This window comes from Nodosilinea sp. AN01ver1 (assembly GCF_050565655.1).
GTDB lineage: Bacteria > Cyanobacteriota > Cyanobacteriia > Phormidesmidales > Phormidesmidaceae > Nodosilinea.
Genome location: NZ_JBNXVS010000005.1, coordinates 173202 through 194640, shown reverse-complemented (window position 1 = coordinate 194640; position 21439 = coordinate 173202). Strand labels below are relative to the sequence as shown.

The window sequence follows — 21439 nt, the reverse complement described above, 5'->3', positions numbered from 1 at the left end:
CGGTCAATAGGCCTGACTCAGCTGCCGTTGGTTCGATTCGTTGAAGGCATCGCTCAGCATCATGGGCCTCGGTGGAGTTACCCTACTGTTTCTGTCGGGGGTACCGTTTTAGCCCTGCGTCGGGGCGTTGTGGAGTTGCCTAAGCTCATTACCCACTAATGGGGCACTGCCAACAATTAACCCTTGGTTGAAGGAATGCGTCTGCATATCTGGTCAAGGACTTTAATCTCTCCTAAGCTGTCAGGCATTTAGATTCCATATTATAAGGTATGGTTCAATAGGTTAGCTATGCCAATCAAGAACTATCTAACAGCAGAAGAGAAGCAAGAATTACAGAAGCAGCTCAAGTTCCATGAGCATCCTGATGTTCGTGAGAGGATTCTAATTCTTCTGCTACGCAATGATGGCAAAACACAACAAGAGATTGCTGATTTTCTGGGTTGTTCTTTAAGAAAAGTAGCTTATTGGTGTACGCATGGCGACCCAAACAACCTAGGCAGCCTAATCGATGAACGAATGAAAGGCAATTATCATAAAGTAACAGAGCAATACATTGACTTATTGCTAGAGACGATCGAAAAAGACCCGCAAGAGTTGGGATACGAATTTGGGAGGTGGACGGCTGAGCGCATAGCGGTTTATCTAGAACAAGAAACAGGGATTCGCTTAAGTGGAAGTCAGGTCAGGAGAACACTTAAGGCAAAAAGTACGTTTCCCTCTGGGCCAAGTATAGCCTAGAGGAAAAGCAAGATCCCGAGAAGCGGAAACTATTCAAGGCTAAGTTAGACCAATATTTAAGAATTACGAAAGAGACGCCAGACAGTCTCTAGGTATGGTTTTGGGATGAGTGCGGATTTAGTTTGAGAGTGATTCGTCGAAAACTTTGGACAAAAAGAGGAAGCCGCAAAAAGGTTTCAGGAGTTCGCAAGAAGGGTCGGGTCAGTGTGATGGGAGGAGTACGCTTTTCAGATAAGAAGCGACTGATTGACTTTTTGCCAAAGGGGACAGGAGAGAATTTCTACAAAGTTTTGAAGGAATTTTACGAAGAAATCAAGTGTGAGTGGGCGGGTGACAATAAAGAGATTAATGATTTCGAGAAGGAAGGCCCTAGGATAGTCATTATTTTGGACAACGCAAGTATTCATAAAAAGGAAGAATTTATTGAAAGAATAAGAACAGAGATGCCCAACTTGGTGTTAGAGTTCTTGCCAGAATATAGTCCGGACTATAACCTAATAGAATTAGTTTGGCATTCGGCGAAGGAATATATCTCTGGTCGTCTGTTTAAGTCCATAGAAGAGCTTGAGGCTTTGATAAATAAGCTACTCAATGATGGGGAGTTAACTATAAAGTGGGACCGCAAGCTCAAAAATAAAGGAAATGCTATCAATGCATTTTAGATGCGCGACAGCTTATTCCCATAAATGAACTGGTTTTCTTCGATTTTAAGGAGCTTTTTATGCCTCTGATCAAGGGCCGTAGATTTTTGATTCGTGTTTGTATTGGTCTGGCGATTAGCTTGTTTGTCGCCAGCTGCGGCCTGTCTGCTCCGCCCCCTAACCCTCCCCAAACCTCAGCACAAACAGTCGAACTCACCGTATCGGCGGCGGCTAGCTTGCAGGATGCCCTAGAAGCGATTACGCCTGAATTTCGTCAAGCCTACCCCATGTTTGACATTAGCTATAACTTTGGGGCCTCGGGTGCCCTACAGCAGCAAATTGAGCAGGGTGCCCCAGCCGATATCTTCTTTTCTGCCGCTGCCAAACAAATGGATGTACTGGCGGAGAAAGGGCTAATTATAAAAGATTCTCGACGGGATGTGTTGACCAATAGCCTGGTGCTGATTGCCCCATCACAGTCGCCAATTGCTGTTACCGATATTGCTCAGCTTAAAGAGGCTGAGGTGGGCGTTGTGGCGGTGGGCGAGTTTCGCAGCGTACCGGCAGGGCAGTACGCCGAACAAGTGTTTACCAAGCTAAATTTGCTTGAGCCTCTGCAGTCCAAGCTGGTGTTTAGCAACAACGTGCGAGGGGTTTTGGCCGCCGTAGAAAGTGGCAACGCCGATGTGGGGCTGGTCTATGCCACCGATGCCGCCCTTTCGAATCGAATTAAGGTGTTGGCTACAGCTCCAGAGCCAACCCACCAGCCCATTGTCTATCCGATCGCGGTGGTGAGCGATAGCCCCAACCCTGATGCAGCCAAGACCTTTATTGCATTTTTGCAGACGCCTGAAGCCCAAACGAAGTTTAAGGACTTTGGCTTTGGGGTTGTCGATCCCTGATGAAGCGCCCTTTCTAAGGCCTCAAACCCACCATGCTCACCTTCTCTCCCCTGTGGATCTCCCTCCGCATTGCCGCGATCGCCACTCTGCTGGCGTTTGGGCTGGGCATTGCTGCTGCGCAGTTTATGCAGGGCTATCGGGGTCGCTGGCGATCGCTCCTAGACAGCCTGTTTTTGGCCCCCATGGTGCTGCCCCCCACGGTGCTGGGCTTTTTGCTGCTGCTGCTGCTGGGTCGCAATGGCCCCCTCGGTGCCGTGATGGGAGCCGCCGGAGTCAACATTGTTTTTACCTGGTATGCGGCGGTAATCACCGCGACGGTGGTGGCATTTCCGCTGATGTACAAAACCGTGCTGGGCAGCCTGGAGCAGATCGATCGCTCCGTACAGCAGGCCGCCCGCACCCTGGGCGCAACGGAGTGGCAGTTGTTTTGGTGCATCACGCTGCCGTTGGCCCTGCCCGGCATTGGGGCCGGTACTGCCCTGGCCTTTACCCGCGCCCTGGGCGAGTTTGGGGCCACCCTGATGCTGGCGGGCAATATTCCGGGCAAAACCCAGACTCTGCCGATGGCCATTTTCTTTGCCGTCGAAGCCGGAGCCTTTCGCGAAGCCGCCCTGTGGACCGGGGTGATTTTGACCATTTCCCTGGGCGGCCTGGTGCTGATGAACCGCTGGCAAACCCAGGGCGCTAGGCTACCAATCCTGAGGTGGATTGAACGAGGCTGGTCTAAAATTCGTCGCCCCCCGCACCGCTCCTGCAACATTCAAAACTCAGACCCTGCGCCCGACTCCCTACACCCCATCCCCCCAGCGCCTCAGCTCTCCGTCAACCTCACCCATCACCTGCCAGGGTTTGATCTGGATGTAGACTTTGCCACCGGCCAGCATCCCCTGGGCCTGCTGGGGGCCTCGGGGGCGGGTAAAAGCCTGATTTTGAGGTGCCTGGCGGGTCTAGAGACGCCCCACAGCGGGCGCATTGTGGTGAACGGGCGGGTGCTGTTTGACTCGGCCTTTGGCATTAATTTGCCCAGCCGCGATCGCAGAGTCGGCTATCTCTTCCAGCACTACGCCCTGTTTCCTCACCTGACGGTGGCCCAAAACATTGCCTACGGTCTGCGGGGCGAGTCTAAAGCGGCGATCGCCCGCCGAGTGGCCGAGCAGCTTCAGCAGGTGCAGCTGGTCGGGTTCGGCGATCGCTATCCCCACCAGCTCTCCGGCGGTCAGCAGCAGCGGGTGGCCCTGGCCCGCGCCCTGGCCCCCAACCCCGACATTCTGCTGCTCGATGAGCCCTTTTCAGCCCTCGATGCCCACCTGCGCAGCGAACTCGAAAAGCAGCTGCTCAAAACTTTGGCTAGCTATCGGGGCCTCACCCTATTCGTCAGCCACAACCTAGAAGAAGCCTATCGAGTGTGCCAGCGATTGCTGGTGCTCTCGGGCGGCAGAGTGGTGGCCGAGGGGCCAAAGCAAGCCATTTTTGACCACCCCGGCACCCTGGCCGTGGCCCAACTCACCGGCTGCAAAAACCTCTCGACGCTGCAACGCCAGGCCGACCACACCCTCGCCGCCCTGGACTGGGGCTGTACCCTGCAAACCCTGGAGCCGGTGCTGCCCACCCACAGCCATGTGGGCATTCGCGCCCATCGCCTGACCTTTCCCGAGCAGCCCACCCAGCCCAACACCTTCCCCGGCTGGATTGCCTGGACCAGCGAAACGCCCCACCGCATTAGCCTCTATCTCAAGCTGGGCACCCCCCCCTCTGACTGCAACGATTACCACCTCCAGGCGGAGGTCTTCAAAGACAGATGGGCTGAATTAAAGGAACGGCCCTTGCCCTGGTTTGTGCACCTCGATCCGGCCCAGTTACTCTTGCTGGAGATGTAAAAGACAGCCCTGCAATGGCAAAAGACAATAGGTCTATTATTTTAACTAATAGTCCAATCGACATTTGCCTTGACTTGAATCTGTAATCAACATAAAAAATCTGGCTGCGATCGCCCTTCCCTGTCCGCCAATTTCGCCTCTCGCTTTGCCCAGTTGCTCAAGCTGAGGGCTGCCGCAAACGCTGAACCTGCTAACCCTTTGCAGCAGCAGGCTCATATTTTTGAGTAACTAGTGAGAATGGATGCCAACTAGCGATAGGATTTGAGCATCCTCTTTGGCATCTTACCGATCTTGACCCCGCTACCTGCGCCGCCGACTTGCTCACCGCCGCCGAACTCTACCTCGACAGCGACGACGGCAGGGTGCCCTGCTTCAAATTGCCCGATGAGCTGCAGGCGCACCGAACGGCGCGAATTCTGCCTGCGCCTTGAGTGAGCTACTGGCCCGGATTCAGCTGGGACATCTGCCAGGCGATCAGCGTGCCCAGCCTCTTTTCCGGGGTCCAGTCCCGTTTTGAGCCTGACTAGAGCTATAACGGTTGGGATGGTTTTAGCCGATGAAACATTAGGTCGTAAGCATCCATTGTCTGCGGATAATTCTTAAGGCTGCATTCCATTTCGTTGACCGCTCTGGTGTTGAATGACTGCTCTCAAACTGCTTCGCTCCATTGCCCTTTCAGCCACCGCAACTGCCGCCTGGGCGTTAGCTGCTGCCAGCGCCCCTGCTTTTTCAGATACCCAATCCCACTGGGCCACCAACTGTATTGACCAACTAGCGGCGCAGCGTCGGGTGAGTGGTTATCCCGAGGGTAGCTTTCGCCCCCAGGCCACTCTGACTCGCACTGAGTTCGCGGTTCTCATGCTCAATTCGTTTGGTGAGGTTGAGCCGACCCGCAGTGCGCCGACGTTTCGAGATGTGCCCCCTAGCTTCTGGGGCTATCGAGCCATTCGAGACGCCTACGCGCGCGGATTTTTCTCGGGCTACCCGGATGGCACGTTTCGACCGACAGAGGCCATTCCCCGCGTGCAGGCGATCGCAATTTTGGCCAATGCCACCCACATGAGCAGCCCGGAACCGCCGGAAACGGTCTTGTCGCGATATTTTGACGACGCTCAGCAGGTGCCAGCCTATGCTAGAACGGCGATCGCAGCCGGAACAGTGGGGCGTTTGGTGGTGAACTACCCGAACCTGCGGCAGTTGCAGCCCAATCGAGCCATCACGCGGGGCGAGGTGGCGGCCCTGATCTGCCAGTCCCTCAGCCTGGCTCGGACGGTGCCCCTAGAGTATGTGGCAGGCGATCGCACGGTGTTTACGATTCCGCCTGAGCTGGGAGGGTTTGATCGCTTTGCAGAGGGGCTGGTGCCTTTCTTACTCAGCGAAAACGTTGGCTATATGAACCAGCAGGGGACGACGGTAATTGCGCCGCAGTTTGACGAGGGGGGGCCGTTTTCAGACGGGTTGGCGGCGGTGCGGGTCGGGGCTGAATGGGGCTTTATCGATCGCACGGGAACCTACGTCATTCCCCGGCAGTTTACGACCCGCCCGGACGACTTCTCGGATGGCCTGGCCGCCATTCGCACGGCAGATGGCCGGACTGGATTCATCGACAAAACGGGGGCGATCGCCATTCAGCCTCAGCCCTATTACGCGACCTCGTTTACGGAGGGGCTAGCCGCGATCTCGGTGAATGGCCAGTCTGGCTTTATGGACAAAACGGGGGCGATCGCCATTCGGCCCCAGTTTGAGCAAGTCAGAGCGTTTTCAGACGGGTTGGCCGCGGTGAAAGTGCGTCCTTCTCCGACGGCGATTGCGCTGTGGGGCTACATCGATCGCACGGGGGCCTTTGTGATCGAGCCTCAGTACACCGATGCCGAGCCTTTTTCTGAAGGGTTGGCCGCCGTTCTGGGCCTCAATGGCGACGGACGCACCTGGGGCTATATTAACCGCGCTGGTGAGACGGTCATTCAACCGCAATTTTTTGCCCAGGCAGAGTATTCTGGCCCGGTGGCGACGCCCTTTTCGGGGGGCTTTGCCATGGTGCGGCGGGGCGAACAGGCCGGCTTTATCGACCGCACGGGGCAATATGCGATCGCAACTCAGTTTGTGGATGCCGATCGGGTCTCGAACGGCATGGCTCGGGTCAACGTGGGCGGCACCTGGACCCGAGTGCAGACGGGCTGTACCCAGAGTGACGGCTGCTTTTATGCCAGCCAGCTCCGGGGTGGCAAGTGGGGCTACATTCAAATGCCGCGCCCGGCCAATCCATAGGCAAAGCTGGCTTTCCTTACATGGTTGAAACCCAGTAGATCACAAACACGCTTTCTTGCCGCCATCCAGCCCACCCCTTCTCCCTCCAGCCCATCCCGGGTGCAGCGCGATCGCTGCCATCGTTCTCTCCTGCGATCGCCACCGCCGTCTTCGACCAGGATCTCGCCAACCTGCCCGAGGGGCTAGAAACCCTGGTCGGCACGCGCGGCTTTCGCCTCTCTGAAGGGCAAAAACAGCGGGTCGCCGCCGCCTTGTGCTGCTGCGCCAGCCCGCCCTGATGGTGTTCGACGACCTCTCCAGCGCCCTCGACGTAGAGACCAACAAAACCTCTGGCAGCAGCTGTTTACCGCATCCACCCATCCACCCGCCTACCCATGCCCCTCCCACCTGCCTGGTCGTCTCTTATTGCCCCTCGGTGCTCCATCGCGCCAGTCAAACTCTGTGTTTAGAAAATGGGCGCATAGTGACTGTAAAGTCGCGTTGAGAAAATTCCTCCACGGAAATGTCAAAAACAAAACCCCCAGCCGTAGTGAGCCAGGGGCAAAATTTAGAGTAAATCTATTCTTGCAGTCCGCAGGTCTAGCTGCTTACCTGTGCCCATAGCTTGAGCTTTTGGCCAGGTTTTTTCAGCGTGCAGCAGGGGCAGGGTGAACGATTCTAACTCACTAAATAGCCTCGTTAGGCGGCATCTTCATTGCCGTCTTCGTCTAGCTTGACCAGGTGAATATGCTTGTAGCCGAGCTTGATTTTGAACTCATCCCCCGTCTTGAGGCCCATCTCTTGGGTATAAGCTGCACCAATCACAATCTGACCATTCTTATGAACAGTTAAGGTATAAGACGCTTCTCGGCCTCTCCCGTCTGCACTCTTTTGCGGCTCAAGCTGAATTCCCTTAGCCGACAGTAGAGCATCGTAAAAGTCCGCCAGGTTTACACGGGTTTGCCCTTCTTTACCAACCGTGTAGTAGCCGCATTCCTTTGCCAGTTCACGCTTAGTTAGGCCATCATTTTCTTTGACTTTGGCTAAAAGTTCCTTGCCAACTAAGGGTTCCATAGTTTTTACTGCCATAATTCACATTCTTATAGGATACACAACAAAACTCGAAATGGTCGCCAAAAATATTCTATAGGGCTTTTAGCTACTTTATCCGACCTGTTTTAAGAAAAAGCTAAAACTTCAGTTTTCCCCTCAACCGATTATAGGCAACAATAAGATCAATGGCTCCTACGCCTGATGCCCAAATTCATGGAAAGTTCTTCTGCGCCATCATGTGCAGCTCGATGGTCGCCCTATCTGCCCAAGCTGTTGTGTAGGGAGGCACAATCTACCTTAGAAAGGGCGATTTTCCGATAGAATGACGTCGTCGACTGCATAGCGCTATCGACGACTACAAGCGTTTGGACAGCGATAACGGGGCTTAAAATGGTTCTATAGAGTGAATTGTCGTTAGCGCGGTCAGCATTTGTTAGCTTATGTCTAGCCAACCTCTAGACCTTTATGACCCTATCAACACGCTCAAGCCCATTGATGACGATATTTGGATTGTCGATGGCTCAATTGTGCGAATGGCGATGTACGGCCTGCATACTCCGTTTACCACCCGAATGACGTTGGTACGGTTGAGCGGTGGCGGGCTGTGGTGTCATTCGCCCACCGCATTAACCCCGGCGCTCAAAGCCGAAATCGATCGCCTGGGGCCGGTTGAGCACCTGGTTTCGCCCAACAAAATACACTATGCCCACATCCAAAGCTGGGCTGAAGCTTACCCCAATGCCACCGCCTGGGCGTCGCCAGGGGTGCGCGAGCGGGCCAAAAGTCAGCACATTCCGGTGGCTTTTCAGGCTGATTTAGCCGAGTTGCCACCGCCGCAGTGGGCTACCGATATTGACCAGCTTATCTTTCGCGGCAGTCGGTATATGGAGGAAGTCGTGTTCTTTCACCGCCACAGCAGAACGCTGATTTTAGCCGATTTAATTGAGAACTTTGAGCCTCAGAAAGTCAAAAAATCGCTGCGGTGGTTGTTGTCTTTGGGTGGTGTTGCCGACCCCGACGGCAAGGCCCCCATCGATTTACGGTTGACCTTTTGGGGCCGCAAGGCCCAGGCCAAGCAAAGCTATGAGCAAATGCTGGCCTGGGCACCTGAGCGGGTCATGTTGGCCCACGGTCGCTGGTACGCCAAAAACGGCGTAGCTGAGTTAAAGCGTGCTTTTCGCTGGCTGTAGTCAGCAGAATGGGTTACGGGGTTTGCGGGGTAACTGTAGGGGCGGCGGTTTGGGAGGGGCTGGCCTGGTTGGCCAAACGCTCTAGGGCATCGGCCTGGCGCTGCAGCTGCTCGGTCTGTTTGTGCATTTCTTCAATTTGGCGAGTTTGAGACAGCGCTCGGCTGGTATCGGGGGTAAAAAATTCGCAACCCGATGCCAAAAAACACACAAACAGCCCAACAATCAAAAAAATGCGCATATAAACCAATTCTTTTCAATTTAAGCTGTAGCCGCAGACCTGGCCTAGAGGGCGCTTCGGCCCTTGGCTGCACGTCTATGACGCTAAGCTCTATCTTTAGATTGCAGCTAATGGGCTCTGGTGAAACCTATCGTTGGGCTAGATCTGGTGGGGCGGGCCAAATTTTGTTGCGCCTCAAGTCGATCGCATTACTTATGCGTAGGATGGGTGACTGCGCCAGCGTGACGCATCGGCCCAGGCCCGGCGGTGCGTTGGGCTGTCGCCACAACTCACCCTACAATATCATCTATTTAGGCGCACCTGCTCATAGCGGTTCTTGATGGAGTGAGGTACACAATTGCTGGGTTCTAGATCCCCCTAGCACTTTGCTGTCTCAGTTTTACGCTGTACCCCCCTTAGTAAGGGGGCAGGGGACATCACCTCGATGTACTTCACCCGAGTGAAATTCGCTATATTCATTAGCAGCAATCAGATCTCAGCCAGTAAAAGCTCTCATAAATTATTGAATTAAGACCAGTGGCAGTATTCACCCTGCGGTGCGTACCCATAACGATTCCTAGTGAGGCTCGGTTCTGATCAGGCGAGGTTTAATCAACATTGCTACCCCTACCGCCCAGGCGATCGAGGCTAGCCAGCCAGCAACGATATCGCTGGGGTAGTGTACGCCCAGGTATAGGCGGGTCCAGCCAATTGCCAGCACAAACAGGCCACCCAGGACAGTGACCAGCCAGTTCCAGCGGCTGCCCCACAGCAAAATGACCAGGGCCGCCACAAAGGTCATGCTCGACATAGCGTGACCGCTGGGAAAACCGTAGTCATACTCGGGGGCGGGCGACTCCCACAGGTTGGGGCGCACCCGGTGCAGCAGCAGCTTAGCAGAGACATTGATAATGGCGGAACCGATCATGGTCGTGAGAAAGTAGACCAGCGATCGCCAGTGATGCCGCCGCCACAGCACCAGCGCAATGACGATGGAAGCGGGCGCGACTCCCCATCCAACCCCTAGCTGCGTTAGGTGGCTGGCAAAGGTGTCGAGCTGAGGGGTAGCCGTGGTGCGAATGCTAAGCAGAATCGGCTCATCCCACGGGAAGCCTCCTTCGTCTTCCCAAACTTCTTCTGCCAGGCTGCCAAAAATTTGGAGGGGCAAAAAGACCCCCAGCAGCAGCAGCAGCAGCGATCGATAGTGGCGAATCAGCAGTGCTTTGATGTAGCCAAACACTGACTTAAATCGATCGCGTACTCTAGCCTGCTTCATTGGTGATTGTGGGTAGCTGCTGGGGGGCGTGCCCCGTTCCCCAGAGTGGCTAAAAAATAGCCCTGCGATCGGCCAGGGCTGTGTTGCATAACCCTGACGAATTGGCTGCGGACGGGGTTTGACGGCTCGCGCCAGAGCGCAAGCGACCCTAAAACTTTAACCCATGATTAACCGGTGATTAAAAAGCCTCTCTACCCATACTGAATCTGCCTTGGCTTCCCCCGGTTGGGCAAACACCGCTTGCCCCTGGGCAAATGGCCTCTTTGGCATCGGGGTGTATGCGATTTGGATGGGGCATCAGCTCTGCCGTGCGGCCTTCAGGGCCTAGCCCGCGTCGGGGTTGAGCTCGACCATTTGCCCTGTGGTGTAGGTGCCAATCGGGCTCCAGACGACGTAGGGCAGCAGCAGCAGCGCCGCCAGCCCTGAGATCGGCCGCACCGTCAGGGCCAGCCCAAGGCCCAGTATGACCCCAATGCCGCCCAGCACAGTGCCTACCTTCAGGCTTCTGAGCCGCAGCGTGGCCGGAATGTAGGCGACGGTAATCAGCTCCACCAGCAGGTAAAAGCCCATCAGCAGCCAGGTTTTGGCGGTGCCGGGTTCGGCCTGCCAAACGAGGTTGGCCGAGACCGCACCACAGGCAAAAATCACCGTCCAAATCACGGGAATGGCGGGTTCAAAAAACAACCACTGGGGGCGATCGAGCCGCAGCCCCCAGGAGACATCGCGAGGCCGAATTAGGCTGCCGCCCAGGGCCACCAAAAAGGTAATGCCGCCAGTGATCATCCAGCTTTTGAGCATGTTGTAATCCCCAAACTCAACTACAGTGAACGGCTCAGGGGCCGCTGCTCAGCTTTCATCGGGCTGCTACCTGCTTGAGGGCTGGCCCCAGCACCATGTCGATCTCGCGCAGCATCGGTTCATCGAAAGTGATGCCTGAGGCGGCGGCGTTGTCGGCTACCTGATCGGGGCGGCTGGCCCCCACGATCGCGGCACTCACCCGCCGGTCGCGCAAAATCCAGGCCAGGGCGAGCTGCGCCATCGAGATATTGAGCTGGTCGGCCAGGGGCTGCAGGGTTTGCACGGCGCTGAGCACGCGATCGCTCCTCAGATCTTGCATAAAGCCGTTCATGTTGTCGTTGGCGGCGCGGGAGTCGGCGGGGGGCGCGGCACCGGGCTTGTACTTGCCGGTCAGCACGCCCTGGGCCAGGGGCGACCAGACGATCTGGCCAATGCCGTTCTCGGCGCAGAGCGGGAATACCTTTTCCTCGGGCTGCCGCCACAGCATGGAGTACTGGGGCTGGCTAGAGACAAACTTTTCCACATTGGGCAACGCTAGCGCCGCCCGAATCTGGGCCGGGTTCCACTCGCTAAAGCCGATGTAGCGCGCTTTGCCCTGCTGCACCACCTCGGTCAGAGCCGCCATGGTTTCTTCCAGCGGCGTGTTGCTGTCGTAGCGGTGGCACTGGTAGAGGTCAACGTAGTCAGTCTTTAGGCGCTGTAGCGAGGCGTCGATCTGCTTGTGAATTTGCGCCGCCGACAGCCCCTGATCGTCGGGCGACATGGGGAAGAAAACCTTGGTGGCCAGCACGTAGGAACTGCGATCGATGCCCTGAAGCACTTCTCCCAAAAACGATTCGGCGGCCCCGCGCCCGTAGACGTTGGCGGTGTCGATAAAGTTGATGCCGACATCAAACGCCTTGTGCACGCAAGCTTCGGCCTGCTGTCGCTCGACGCCGCCGCCGTAGGTAAGCCAGGAGCCCAAAGCAATTTCTGAAACGGTGAGGTCGCTGTCGCCAAGCTGTCGGTATTGCATAGCTGATCTCTGTGGTTGGGTTGCGAATGTCTGGTTTGGCCAAACTGCTGGTTATGCCGTAAGGCTGTTCAAGGACGACGAGTGCTGTCATCCACGGCCCAGCCCTGAACTAACACAACTTAGTCGATCTAATGTCTGCTTTACATCGACCTTGGGGGACAACTGTAGAGGGCAGTTGCGAGGGAGCGGTTTGCTCGCTCAGCCAGCGGGGAACCAGCAGGCGGCTACTCTAGCTCACAGGTTTAGGGCGGCAGCAGCGGGGGGCGTCTATCGCAGGGGGGCAAGCTCTATCTCCTGCAAAAGAAAGAGATGATTGCAACGTAAATCTGTCCTAAAGATGGGGCTCATCGATAGGCCTATTGCTCCACTCTAAAGGTGGTATTGACATGCCGCACCGAAGCATCGGCTGGAGCACCCGCTGTCGGGCGGAGTGAGCGCCCAAACTGGGCTAACAGCCTATCCGAATATTTTGCTTCCATGCTGGTGGGTAGTGTCCACCCTCCCCAGTAAACCAAAGCTTTTAGTGATCTACCAGATTGCTGTTTTCGGTTTCCGGATAGGCACTAACCAATTCCTTTGTTTCACACCGATATTTAGCCGTTAGAGCCTAGTTTCAACAAACTAAGTAAGCCCCATGAAAGCCCAGAAAACGTTTCCTTACTCTACTCGTTCCACAGAATATTTTGACCATCAAAGCTCTCAAAATCAATACCTGGTTCAGGTGCCTGCCCGAGGGAGGGCAAATTCACAGGTAGAGCCACCCACCCCAGAAGATACTCCTGGTGGACTCTTAACCGTTCTGGGATTATCAACCTTTGCGCTAGTGTTTTTCGTAGTCAAGCGCCTTCGAACATTTGAAAAGGTCAAAAACGACCTGGATAGTACCCATCACCTTGTTCATGCAATCCCTTGTTCAAAGTGCCGATTTTTCAACAAAAACCCGTATCTTAAATGCACCGTTCATCCTCAGATGGCGAGCACAATAGATGCGAAAAACTGCACTGATTTTTGGTCTGTTGATCAAGATGAGTTTCACAAGAAATGGTAGGGCTCTTGCAAACAGGTTAATTGCGCCCTTACAGCCTCTTTTGGTGGAAAAAAATGCGATCGCCAGCGTTTTTGCCGCTTACTCAACTGGCTCCAGCAGGCGCTGTTCGGTAGCCAGCTCAATGTCGAGCGTTTTGTAGCCAACCTGGTCAAACAAAATCACGATTTTGTCGCCTTCGTAGCGCATGACCATACCCTCGCCCCAGGCGGAATGAGCTACCCGGCTATTCATGGCAAAGGGTTGATCAACTCCTTCGTCGTCAACCACAATGCCTGCTTTACAGTTGTCGCAAAAGCCGCAGGGCTGGTCGCGCTTTTCGCCAAAGTAGTTGAGCAGGTACTCGCGGCGACAGTCGCGCAATTCGGCATAGCCGCGCATCATTTCGAGGCGCGATCGCACGTAGTTTTGATACCGCTCTTGCGCCTGAATGGCTGCCTCAGCCGCATCGCTAACTTCGGGCGCAGTTTCACTTTCTACTGCCTCACCCGTCGGCAGCATTTCCACCAGCCCCACCGCCTCTAAATGGTTGAGAACGGTAGCTACTTTAGCCTGAGAAAGGCCGGTCTGCTCTTTGATATCTCGGCGGTCGAGCGGTTCGCTCTGGGCCTGAATAACGGTGGCCACCTGCTCAACTTGATCGACATCGACCTGACCGCTGCTGGCCAAAAAACGGCGAATATTGAGGTCATCAGCATAGTAGAACAACAGCGCAAAGGCGGCGTTGTCGTCGCGTCCGGCCCGGCCAATTTCCTGATAGTAAGAATCGACTGAATCGCTGATCGTGTGATGAATGACAAAGCGCACGTTGGGCTTGTCGATGCCCATGCCGAAGGCGGTGGTGGCGACAATTACCTCGGCCTCGTCGTCCATAAAGGCCGCCTGAGCCGCCTCGCGATCGCTGGTTTTCATGCCCGCGTGGTAGGCGATCGCCTTCACCCCCTGCTCGACTAGAGCCTCAGCAATCGCTTCGGTTTGCTTGCGGGTAGCGGCGTAGACAATGCCCGGTTTTTTGGCCCGCACCACCTGATCAATCAGGGCCGCTTCTTTCTCGGCCCCAGCCTCAAATCGACGCACCTCCAGCCAGATATTGGGGCGGTCAAACCCCTGCACGACCATTTCAGCATCGCGCAGGTTGAGGTGGCTGACAATTTCTTCTCGCACCGCCGGGGCCGCCGTCGCCGTCAGCGCCAGCACCCGAGGATGACCCAGGCTATCAATGACAGCCCCCAGCCGCAGGTAGTCGGGGCGAAAGTCGTGGCCCCATTCGCTAATGCAGTGGGCTTCGTCGATGACAAACAGTGATGGTTTGGCCGCCCGCAGCTGCTCTAACGTTTCTGGGTTATTGAACTGTTCTGGCGCTAAAAAAATAAACTCTAGCTCATCGTCAGCCAGCGACTCAAAGGCCTCTTTTCGCTCGGCACTGGTCACTGTAGAATTGACCGCTACGGCTTCGCCCACCGCCTGCTCGCCAATTGATTCTACCTGGTCTTGCTGCAGCGCCAGCAGCGGCGAAATCACCACCGTCGCCCCCGGAATTAGCGCTCCGGCCAGCTGGTAAATGGCCGATTTGCCTGACCCGGTGGGCATCACGGCCAGCACGTCATGACCCTTGAGCAGGGCTGCGATCGCATCCTCCTGTCCTGCTCTCAATGAGTCATAGCCCAGCTTAGATTTTGCCGTCTGACAAATTTGTTCCCTAGTCACCGATTCGGGTTGCTGGGCCATAGGGTGTAAGACTGTTTTGTGGGTAATTAAACTTTGAAAAAATGGTTTTGAGCACAAAATTTGAGTAATTGCTTCTAGTGCAGCGTCAAACCTAAAAATTAGGATTCTTGTCGGTTGGATGGAACGAAGTGAAACCCAACGGTAGTCAACCTTGTGGGGTTCTGCTAGCGCCATTCAACCTGCAAATCTAGTCTTGACAGACCGCTAGCTACAAATCACTTTACCCATTCACTGTCTCGCCTTACTCAATTTCGCCAATAGCCTTGCTAACATCGGCAGGAGTTTCAAACTCATCTTCAGGCATTTGTTCTAGGGTTGAGCAAACATTTTCATCTGCGCCTTGCTGCTTGGCGTGCTCAATTACATCCTGCTTGCTAGCCGGATATTCCATCCCTTTCAAGAATTTTTGAACCTGAATCGGGTTGACTGTGGCCATGGTAATCTCCTCGCCAGTTTTAATGGCATCAGTGCTGATGTTTGTGTTTTCCAAGGTACAGAATGGCTCGCTCAGGCTCCCTCCTGCCAAAGGCACAATCTTTAACTCAGCTGTCGCATCTCCAGGCATACGGGCAAGGGCTGGCATGAGACCGGACCGGGGGAATATATCTCATTGGTAGGAGGAAAAGGTAGGTTAGGCCCTCTAAGCTAGGGTGTGATCTCCTGCTGGCATTTTCGCCCCTGCGCTGGCGGTAACTATTCTGAGCAGGTTGGCAGGGCGCTGTAGGGTGCGGCCCACTGCGACGCATCAGACCTCGGTTAGGAGGACGCTGCCACCGACCTCAAGGCCGCTGCCAGGGCAGACCAGCTGTTTTAATCTCAAAGAAACCTGGTCAGTGTCGGCTAGGCCAATTGAGCGATGTTCTGTAGTGCCTTTAGGGCACGATCGCCCCTGCCCCCGAGCAAACCCACCAGAGAGAATGATGAATCAAATTGCAGAGGCATTTTTAACGAGTGCTGGAATTTTGTGGAAGGCGCTTTGGGCGCTGGTCTTTGGTTATCTCATCTCTGCCGCTATTCAGGTGCTGGTGACGCGATCGCAGATGGCGCGCCTGATGGGCAAACGCGGACCCAAACGAGCTGCACTGGCGTCCCTGTTTGGGTTTGTCTCGTCATCCTGTTCGTTTGCAGCCCTGGCGGCTTCCCGCTCCATTCTGGTCAAGGGCGCTCACCCCGTCAATGCCATCGCTTTTTTAATTGCCTCCACCAATTTGGTGATCGAACTGGGTATTGTGCTCTGGATTTTGATGGGCTGGCAGTTTGTGCTGGGCAACTTTCTGCTCGGAGTGCTGATGATTTTGTACGCCTATTTGATCGCGCGTACCTGGTTTCCTAAACAGCTTGCCGACGCAGCCCGTGCCCATGCTGAACAGCAGCAGTCAGAAGGTATGCAGCACGATATGTCAAACAATAGCGACAGCGGCTGGTGGCAAAAAATTACCTCCTTGGCAGGCTGGCAGGCCATTGCTTCAGCCTTTTTTATGGAGTGGAAAATGGCCTACAAAGAGATTTTGTTTGGCTTTACGATTGCAGGGTTTATTTCGGTTTTTGTGCCCCAGAGTTTTTGGAACTCTCTGTTTCTCAACACCGGCTCAGATGCCACCTCGTGGCTAGTGGTGCTAGAGAATGCCGCGATCGCCCCTGTCATCGCCTTTTTTACTTTTATTGGCTCTATGGGGAACGTTCCCCTAGCCGCCATGCTGTGGGGAAATAATGCCTCCTTTGGGGGAGTCATGAGCTTTTTAGGGGCCGACCTGGTAGCGGCAACCGTGCTTTACCTGCAGTCAAAATACTACGGCTGGAGCTATACCGGATATCTCGCCGCACTCCTTTATACCTGCATGGTAGCCGCTGGACTAACCACCCACGCAATCTTTGCCGTGCTGGTTATTTTACCCACCGAACGACCTGGATTAGGCGAACTAGTGCGCTTTCAGATCGACTATACCTTTTGGCTCAACATAGTCTTTATTGTCGTAGGCCTTGCCCTTGTCTATCTGCACTGGAAAAGTCGTCAGAACAGCGACCAGGAGAGTCATGATATGGCCTAGCTTTTCGCAAATGTCTAAACGGCAGTTATAGCGATGGCAGTGATGACAGTGATAACACCACACCGATGAGAGCAATGACGAGTTCTGTAGTGTACCGAGCAGGAAGCAAAATGGGTGAATCCGGGTTCCCAGCCGTTCGAGACTTAGCGATAATTGGCGATCGCCGTACGGCAGCCCTGGTGACCACCACAGGGGCGATCGTCTGGTACTGCCCCGGTCGGTTTGACTACCCGGCCCTGCTAGCGGCCCTGCTTGACCCCGATCGCGGCGGCGGCTGGACGGTGCAAATGCCCGATACAACCTGTGCTGGGCGACGCTACCTGGAAGACAGCGGCATTCTAGAAACGACCCTGGCTACCCCAGCAGGCGAGCTGGTGATCACCGACTGGATGCCGATGGGAGAGGGCACTCCCCAGGGCCTTTGCCGCCAGTTTTCGTCTGCCCCTGCCGATATTGCCATTACCCTGGCCCCGGCCCCCGACTACGCCCGGCGATCGCCCCAGCTTCGGCTCCAGGGTCAGGGCATTCAAGTTGACGGGCAGCACTACCTCTATGCGTCGCACCCCCTCACCATTAGCGGAGCCAGCGTCGACTTCACCCTGCCGCAGGGCGAGACGGGCTGGTGCATTTTAGTCGATCGCCCCCTGCTCGACCCCACAGATATGCAGCTCAAGGGCTGGCTTCAGACTACCCTGGAGTGCTGGCGCGAGATTGCCGCCCACGCCACCTACCACGGCCCCTACGAAAAAGAAGTGGCCGAGTCCATTCGAGCCCTGCGCCTGCTCACCTTTGAAGATAACGGCGGCATTATTGCCGCCCCCACCACCTCGCTGCCTGAAGTGATTGGCGGCCAGCGCAACTACGACTACCGCTACGTCTGGCTGCGCGATGCGGGCATGATCGTCAGCGCCCTCACCCGAGCCGGTAGCGACGGCACCGACGAGCGCCGCTTTCTAGACTTTATCTGTGGCTACGATCGCGATTCTAACCACCAGCCGCTAAAGCCGTTTTCAAACCTGGACGGCGACTCGCCCAGCTCAGAAGAATGCCTTGAGCTAGTCGGGTATCGCCACAGCGCCCCGGTGATGATTGGCAACGTCGCCAAAGACCAGCTGCAGCTCGACGCCTACGGCAACGTGCTGCTGGCCGCCAAACTGATCTACAACCGCTTTGAGACCCGCGAGCACTGGTCTCTGGTAGCCGAAATTGCCGACTTTTTGAGCGATTGCTGGCACGAACCCGACTACGGCATTTGGGAAGAGCAGGAAAAGCATCAGTACACCTCTAGCAAAGTAGTGGCGGCCTGCGGCCTGAAATACATTGCTCAGGTGGCCGAAAACGATGCCCAGGCCCACCGCTGGCGCACCGCCGAACAAGCGATTCGAGAGTTTGTGACCCAGCACTGCCTTACCTCCGAGGGGGCCTACGCCGTTGTGGCCGGGGGCGAAGATGTAGACGTCACCGCCGCCCTGTTTCCGGTGTGGGGCTATACCCCTGCCGACAGCCCCGAAATGGTGGCAACCATGCAGGTGCTAGAGCGCGACTACGCCACCGGCCATCTCTATCGCCGTCATCTAAAAAGCTTTGATTCGCAGCGGGAAGGCGCTTTTTTAGCCGGCACCCTGTGGGTGGCCCAGTACTGGATAATGCGGCAAGACTTGCAGCGGGCCAGGGCAATTATGGATGCCGCCCTAGAATTTTCTAACGATCTGGGCCTGTTTGCCGAAGAGGCCAACCCAGCTACCGGAGAGATGTTAGGCAACTTTCCGCAAACCTTTGTCCATGCCGCCTTTATTGGAGCCGCGATCGATCTCAAAGCGACTCTAGAGAAAAGCAGTGCCTGTACTCAGTAATGCTGCGCAGGGTTCAAAATGCAAAATGAAAAGTGCAAAAGTAGGGTGGGCACCACCCACCGCCCCTCTCATTTACCCACCAATAGCCCTTAGTGAAATGCCCACTACTTCGTAGGTTGGGTGGCGCGATCGCAGAACCCAACAAAACTGGCTCTGGCGTTGGGTTCCACTGCGTTTCACCCAACCTACCGGCAACGTTTTGTCAGTCAGCCAGGCCTTAACCATAGAGAGGTGACGCTGTACCTTAAGTTGGGTTAGATCGAACAGATGAGCAATTGAGGAAACAAAATGCAGCTCAACCTGACGCTGCTGTGGGTGACGCTATCCTTTGTCATTGTGGGAGTAGTCATGTTGCTCTTGCAGCCCCAAATTTCAGGATGCCAAATTTCAGGATGCCAAATTTCAGGATGATGTAACCGGAGTTTAAAGCTCATGCAGCTTAGCCTCAGCCAAAATCAGCTAACCATTCACCTGGAGTGGTACGAGCAGCTTTTGGCGTTTACCCTGCACAACCCCATCGTGGTGCCCCTCGACCATCTCCTGCGGGTAAGCACAGAAGAACCCCCCAGCCGATGGACCGATCTGCGTGCTCCTGGCACCCATTTGCCAGGGGTGATCAAAGCTGGCACCTACTATACCCGCCAGGGCCGAGAGTTCTGGTATGCCACGGTCGATCGTCACTTTTTGGTGCTGGAACTGCACGACGAGCCCTACCAAAAAATCGTGCTGACCTTGGAAAACCATCAGGAGTGGTTAGACCTGCTCACCCAGGCCAAAATGCCCCCTGTTTGATTGCTTATAGTAAAAAACTGACTGGGAAAAACCGGGTGCGTCCCAGGTTTTCAGGCACTGTCTACGTCATTTCCAAGTCTAAAGTAGGGTGGGCACTGCCCACCTTCCACTTTTTGGCAGGTGCTACTCATCCCAGAATCCCCTCGCCATATTTCTAAAGGCCTTAACTGTTGCGGCTATGTTCTTGGGCTTGCTTAGGACGGACGGTTTGGTGCGAAAGTAGGTGGTGGGCAGTGCCCACCCTACAGGCCGATCGCCCATTAAAAAGCCCGCAGAAGACCTGCGGGCGAGACATCAGGGGAAAATTGAACCGTAGGACGCTAGCTAGGCGCTGCGACGGCGGGGGCGCTTGTACTCAGACTTTTTCTTGTAGCCGACGGCCTGGGCGGCGTTGCTGTCGGGGCCAAACTGAGCCCGCACGGCTTCTTTCATGCCCAAAATCGAGTTGTGAAACTCCCACTCGGCCTGGCGGGCGGCATCGGAGGCGGCTTTGGCCATCGCTTGCAGTTCGGTCTCTTTTTGCTGCATCACCTGCATTGTTTCGAGCCTGGCTCGCAGCTTTTCGGGAGAAGTGTCGGTACGAACCGGAATATAGCCCTCAACGGTGCCAAGACCGTTGAGAGAGTCAACGTCTGCCCCGAGAGTTTTGCTGGCCAAACGACGAACCATAGTGATAATGGGCATGGTAGTACACCTCTGTTGGTGAGTTGTTGATCAGTTGTTGGAATACGCGAACCAATAGCCTGCCCGAACAAATTTCAGGAGCGATCGCAGAGCGGTTGGGGGAGTGACGAATGGGTTCAGGTCAGGCGGCAGAGACGACGATTTGGGGGTGCAGCGTCTGATTGTCTCGTCTATTGCCAAGATTGCCCGGTGCAGGAAGGCGATCGCGGCCTGAATTGAAAAGATTGCGACCAGAAACTAATAGTTTGAATAAAGCCTGGATGAATGTTGCGCTGGCCTGGGTCTTTTGCTGAGGTGGCTGGCTTGAGGGGAGGGCTGCATACTTGATAAACAGCAATGACAGCGATGTTGTGCATTGAGCATATCCTTTTGTAGGGGCTGCATAGTCGAGATCGCTCTATGACAACAAAGGATTCCATAGATGCAGGAAAGAATTGAGCTGTCGCAGCGACGTTGTTAGGCCTCACATCAAAGGATGCAGGCCTGACATCAAAGGATGCAGGTCTGACAACAAAGGATTCAGGCCTCGCACTAAAGGATGCAGCTCTTACATCAAAGGATGCAGGCCTCGCAACAAAGGATGCAGCCCTGACAACAAAGGATGCAGGCCTCACACTAAAGGATGCGGTGCTGTAATAGGCGATCGCGCTAGAGCAGGGGGAGGTGCTTGGCTTGCAGCGCAACAGACCAGTGGGTTAATAGTCTGAGCCTTAGATTAAGGGCAAAAGGCTAGCGAGAGATTCGATGACGGCGGCCTGATCTGCTGGACTCAGCCGTCCAACCTGCTTGCGGACTAGCGCATGATCGAGTGTAAATAGCTTCATTCGGACGATGGAAGGGGCTTTTAACCCAGCCAACTTCAAATCGGTAATTTCAACGTCAAGTGCCCAAGCAGAGTGAGAAGCGGTTGTAATCATGGCCATAACACTATGACCAACAGGACGATTAAAGGCTTGATCAGCAGACAAAACTAGCGCTGGCCTGCGTTTTGATGCCTCTACGTCAGTGAATGGAAAAGGCACTACAACCACATCAAACTGCCTATAGGTCATGGTAAGCTGCCTCATCTTCGGCAGATACCCACTCGCTCAGTTGGGCTTCTACGCCGAGCAAATAGTCTCGATCGACGGCGGGCTCGCGATCAGATAGCTCTCTTTGAGGGTTAGGGCGTTGCTCTAGAACAATGACCTCAACGGTGTCACCTACTTGAAAGGGCAAGCCCCTGAGTGTAACGGTGCCGTTTTCGGCAACCACAGCCTCCATTTTGTAAGCATTCATTGTTGTCACCACCTAAAACAGTAGGGTGGGCAGTGCCCACCATTTACCTTTATCGTA

The 21439-nt window shown here is 55.1% G+C and carries 19 protein-coding genes and 1 pseudogene; 10 read left to right on the top strand and 10 right to left on the bottom strand.

Going from position 1 to position 21439, the window contains the following annotated elements:
* Positions 1 to 288: 288 nt before the first annotated feature.
* The 5 genes and pseudogenes from ACQ4N7_RS07100 to ACQ4N7_RS07080 all read left to right on the top strand — a co-directional run bounded on the left by ACQ4N7_RS07100 (position 289) and on the right by ACQ4N7_RS07080 (position 6426).
* Positions 289 to 1400: pseudogene (locus ACQ4N7_RS07100) on the top strand (IS630 family transposase).
* A gap of 59 nt (positions 1401 to 1459) precedes the next feature.
* The gene (gene modA / locus ACQ4N7_RS07095) at positions 1460 to 2281 is read left to right on the top strand and encodes a molybdate ABC transporter substrate-binding protein (RefSeq protein ID WP_430710913.1); all 822 of its coding nucleotides are present in this window, start codon (positions 1460 to 1462) and stop codon (positions 2279 to 2281) included.
* 32 nt (positions 2282 to 2313) lie between these two features.
* On the top strand, positions 2314 to 4158 hold the full coding sequence (modB, locus tag ACQ4N7_RS07090) for a molybdate ABC transporter permease subunit (RefSeq protein WP_430710912.1): 1845 nt from the start codon (positions 2314 to 2316) through the stop codon (positions 4156 to 4158).
* Between the two features lie 254 nt (positions 4159 to 4412).
* The gene (locus tag ACQ4N7_RS07085) at positions 4413 to 4589 is read left to right on the top strand and encodes a DUF1636 family protein (RefSeq protein ID WP_430710921.1); all 177 of its coding nucleotides are present in this window, start codon (positions 4413 to 4415) and stop codon (positions 4587 to 4589) included.
* A gap of 208 nt (positions 4590 to 4797) precedes the next feature.
* Entirely contained in the window at positions 4798 to 6426 is a 1629-nt protein-coding gene (locus tag ACQ4N7_RS07080; RefSeq protein ID WP_430710911.1) for a WG repeat-containing protein, read from the top strand.
* A gap of 678 nt (positions 6427 to 7104) precedes the next feature.
* Here ACQ4N7_RS07080 and ACQ4N7_RS07075 read toward each other — a convergent pair.
* Positions 7105 to 7494: an AbrB family transcriptional regulator gene (locus ACQ4N7_RS07075; RefSeq protein WP_430710910.1), complete on the bottom strand. Its 390-nt coding sequence runs from the start codon at positions 7492 to 7494 to the stop codon at positions 7105 to 7107.
* Positions 7495 to 7898: 404 nt separating this feature from the next.
* Here ACQ4N7_RS07075 and ACQ4N7_RS07070 point away from each other — a divergent pair, with 404 nt between their 5' ends.
* The gene (locus tag ACQ4N7_RS07070) at positions 7899 to 8648 is read left to right on the top strand and encodes a DUF4336 domain-containing protein (RefSeq protein WP_430710909.1); all 750 of its coding nucleotides are present in this window, start codon (positions 7899 to 7901) and stop codon (positions 8646 to 8648) included.
* Positions 8649 to 8661: 13 nt separating this feature from the next.
* Here the strand turns inward: ACQ4N7_RS07070 and ACQ4N7_RS07065 are convergent, their stop codons facing one another.
* The 4 genes from ACQ4N7_RS07065 to ACQ4N7_RS07050 all read right to left on the bottom strand — a co-directional run bounded on the left by ACQ4N7_RS07065 (position 8662) and on the right by ACQ4N7_RS07050 (position 11954).
* Positions 8662 to 8886, bottom strand: a complete 225-nt coding sequence (locus ACQ4N7_RS07065; protein WP_430710908.1) for a hypothetical protein — start codon at positions 8884 to 8886, stop codon at positions 8662 to 8664.
* A gap of 556 nt (positions 8887 to 9442) precedes the next feature.
* The gene (locus tag ACQ4N7_RS07060) at positions 9443 to 10141 is read right to left on the bottom strand and encodes a phosphatase PAP2 family protein (protein ID WP_430710907.1); all 699 of its coding nucleotides are present in this window, start codon (positions 10139 to 10141) and stop codon (positions 9443 to 9445) included.
* A gap of 324 nt (positions 10142 to 10465) precedes the next feature.
* A complete protein-coding gene (locus tag ACQ4N7_RS07055; protein ID WP_430710906.1) occupies positions 10466 to 10939 on the bottom strand; it encodes a TspO/MBR family protein in 474 nt (157 codons plus the stop codon).
* A 55-nt stretch (positions 10940 to 10994) separates the two neighbouring features.
* Positions 10995 to 11954 (bottom strand): aldo/keto reductase family protein, encoded by a 960-nt coding sequence (locus ACQ4N7_RS07050; protein ID WP_430710905.1) that lies wholly within the window; start codon positions 11952 to 11954, stop codon positions 10995 to 10997.
* 634 nt (positions 11955 to 12588) lie between these two features.
* On the opposite strand from ACQ4N7_RS07050, the gene ACQ4N7_RS07045 reads away from it, so the two are divergent.
* Entirely contained in the window at positions 12589 to 13002 is a 414-nt protein-coding gene (locus tag ACQ4N7_RS07045) for a hypothetical protein (RefSeq protein ID WP_430710904.1), read from the top strand.
* Between the two features lie 78 nt (positions 13003 to 13080).
* Here ACQ4N7_RS07045 and ACQ4N7_RS07040 read toward each other — a convergent pair whose 3' ends face one another.
* Both ACQ4N7_RS07040 and ACQ4N7_RS07035 read right to left on the bottom strand, forming a co-directional pair.
* A complete protein-coding gene (locus ACQ4N7_RS07040) occupies positions 13081 to 14727 on the bottom strand; it encodes a RecQ family ATP-dependent DNA helicase (RefSeq protein WP_430710903.1) in 1647 nt (548 codons plus the stop codon).
* A gap of 241 nt (positions 14728 to 14968) precedes the next feature.
* Positions 14969 to 15163 carry a DUF2795 domain-containing protein gene (locus ACQ4N7_RS07035; RefSeq protein ID WP_430710920.1) on the bottom strand — a complete coding sequence of 65 codons (195 nt, stop codon included), beginning with the start codon at positions 15161 to 15163 and terminating at the stop codon, positions 14969 to 14971.
* 484 nt (positions 15164 to 15647) lie between these two features.
* Here ACQ4N7_RS07035 and ACQ4N7_RS07030 point away from each other — a divergent pair, with 484 nt between their 5' ends.
* The 3 genes from ACQ4N7_RS07030 to ACQ4N7_RS07020 all read left to right on the top strand — a co-directional run bounded on the left by ACQ4N7_RS07030 (position 15648) and on the right by ACQ4N7_RS07020 (position 19420).
* Positions 15648 to 16775, top strand: a complete 1128-nt coding sequence (locus tag ACQ4N7_RS07030; RefSeq protein WP_430710902.1) for a permease — start codon at positions 15648 to 15650, stop codon at positions 16773 to 16775.
* A 110-nt stretch (positions 16776 to 16885) separates the two neighbouring features.
* Positions 16886 to 18628, top strand: a complete 1743-nt coding sequence (locus ACQ4N7_RS07025; RefSeq protein ID WP_430710901.1) for a glycoside hydrolase family 15 protein — start codon at positions 16886 to 16888, stop codon at positions 18626 to 18628.
* Between the two features lie 432 nt (positions 18629 to 19060).
* Complete coding sequence (locus ACQ4N7_RS07020; protein WP_430710900.1) at positions 19061 to 19420, top strand: hypothetical protein; 360 nt, start codon at positions 19061 to 19063, stop codon at positions 19418 to 19420.
* Positions 19421 to 19744: 324 nt separating this feature from the next.
* Here ACQ4N7_RS07020 and ACQ4N7_RS07015 read toward each other — a convergent pair whose 3' ends face one another.
* The 3 genes from ACQ4N7_RS07015 to ACQ4N7_RS07005 all read right to left on the bottom strand — a co-directional run bounded on the left by ACQ4N7_RS07015 (position 19745) and on the right by ACQ4N7_RS07005 (position 21382).
* Complete coding sequence (locus ACQ4N7_RS07015; RefSeq protein WP_430710899.1) at positions 19745 to 20104, bottom strand: hypothetical protein; 360 nt, start codon at positions 20102 to 20104, stop codon at positions 19745 to 19747.
* A 710-nt stretch (positions 20105 to 20814) separates the two neighbouring features.
* Positions 20815 to 21156: a type II toxin-antitoxin system PemK/MazF family toxin gene (locus tag ACQ4N7_RS07010; RefSeq protein WP_430710898.1), complete on the bottom strand. Its 342-nt coding sequence runs from the start codon at positions 21154 to 21156 to the stop codon at positions 20815 to 20817.
* Positions 21146 to 21382, bottom strand: a complete 237-nt coding sequence (locus tag ACQ4N7_RS07005; protein ID WP_430710897.1) for a hypothetical protein — start codon at positions 21380 to 21382, stop codon at positions 21146 to 21148. Before ACQ4N7_RS07005 ends, ACQ4N7_RS07010 begins: the two co-directional genes overlap by 11 nt.
* Positions 21383 to 21439: the final 57 nt, after the last annotated feature.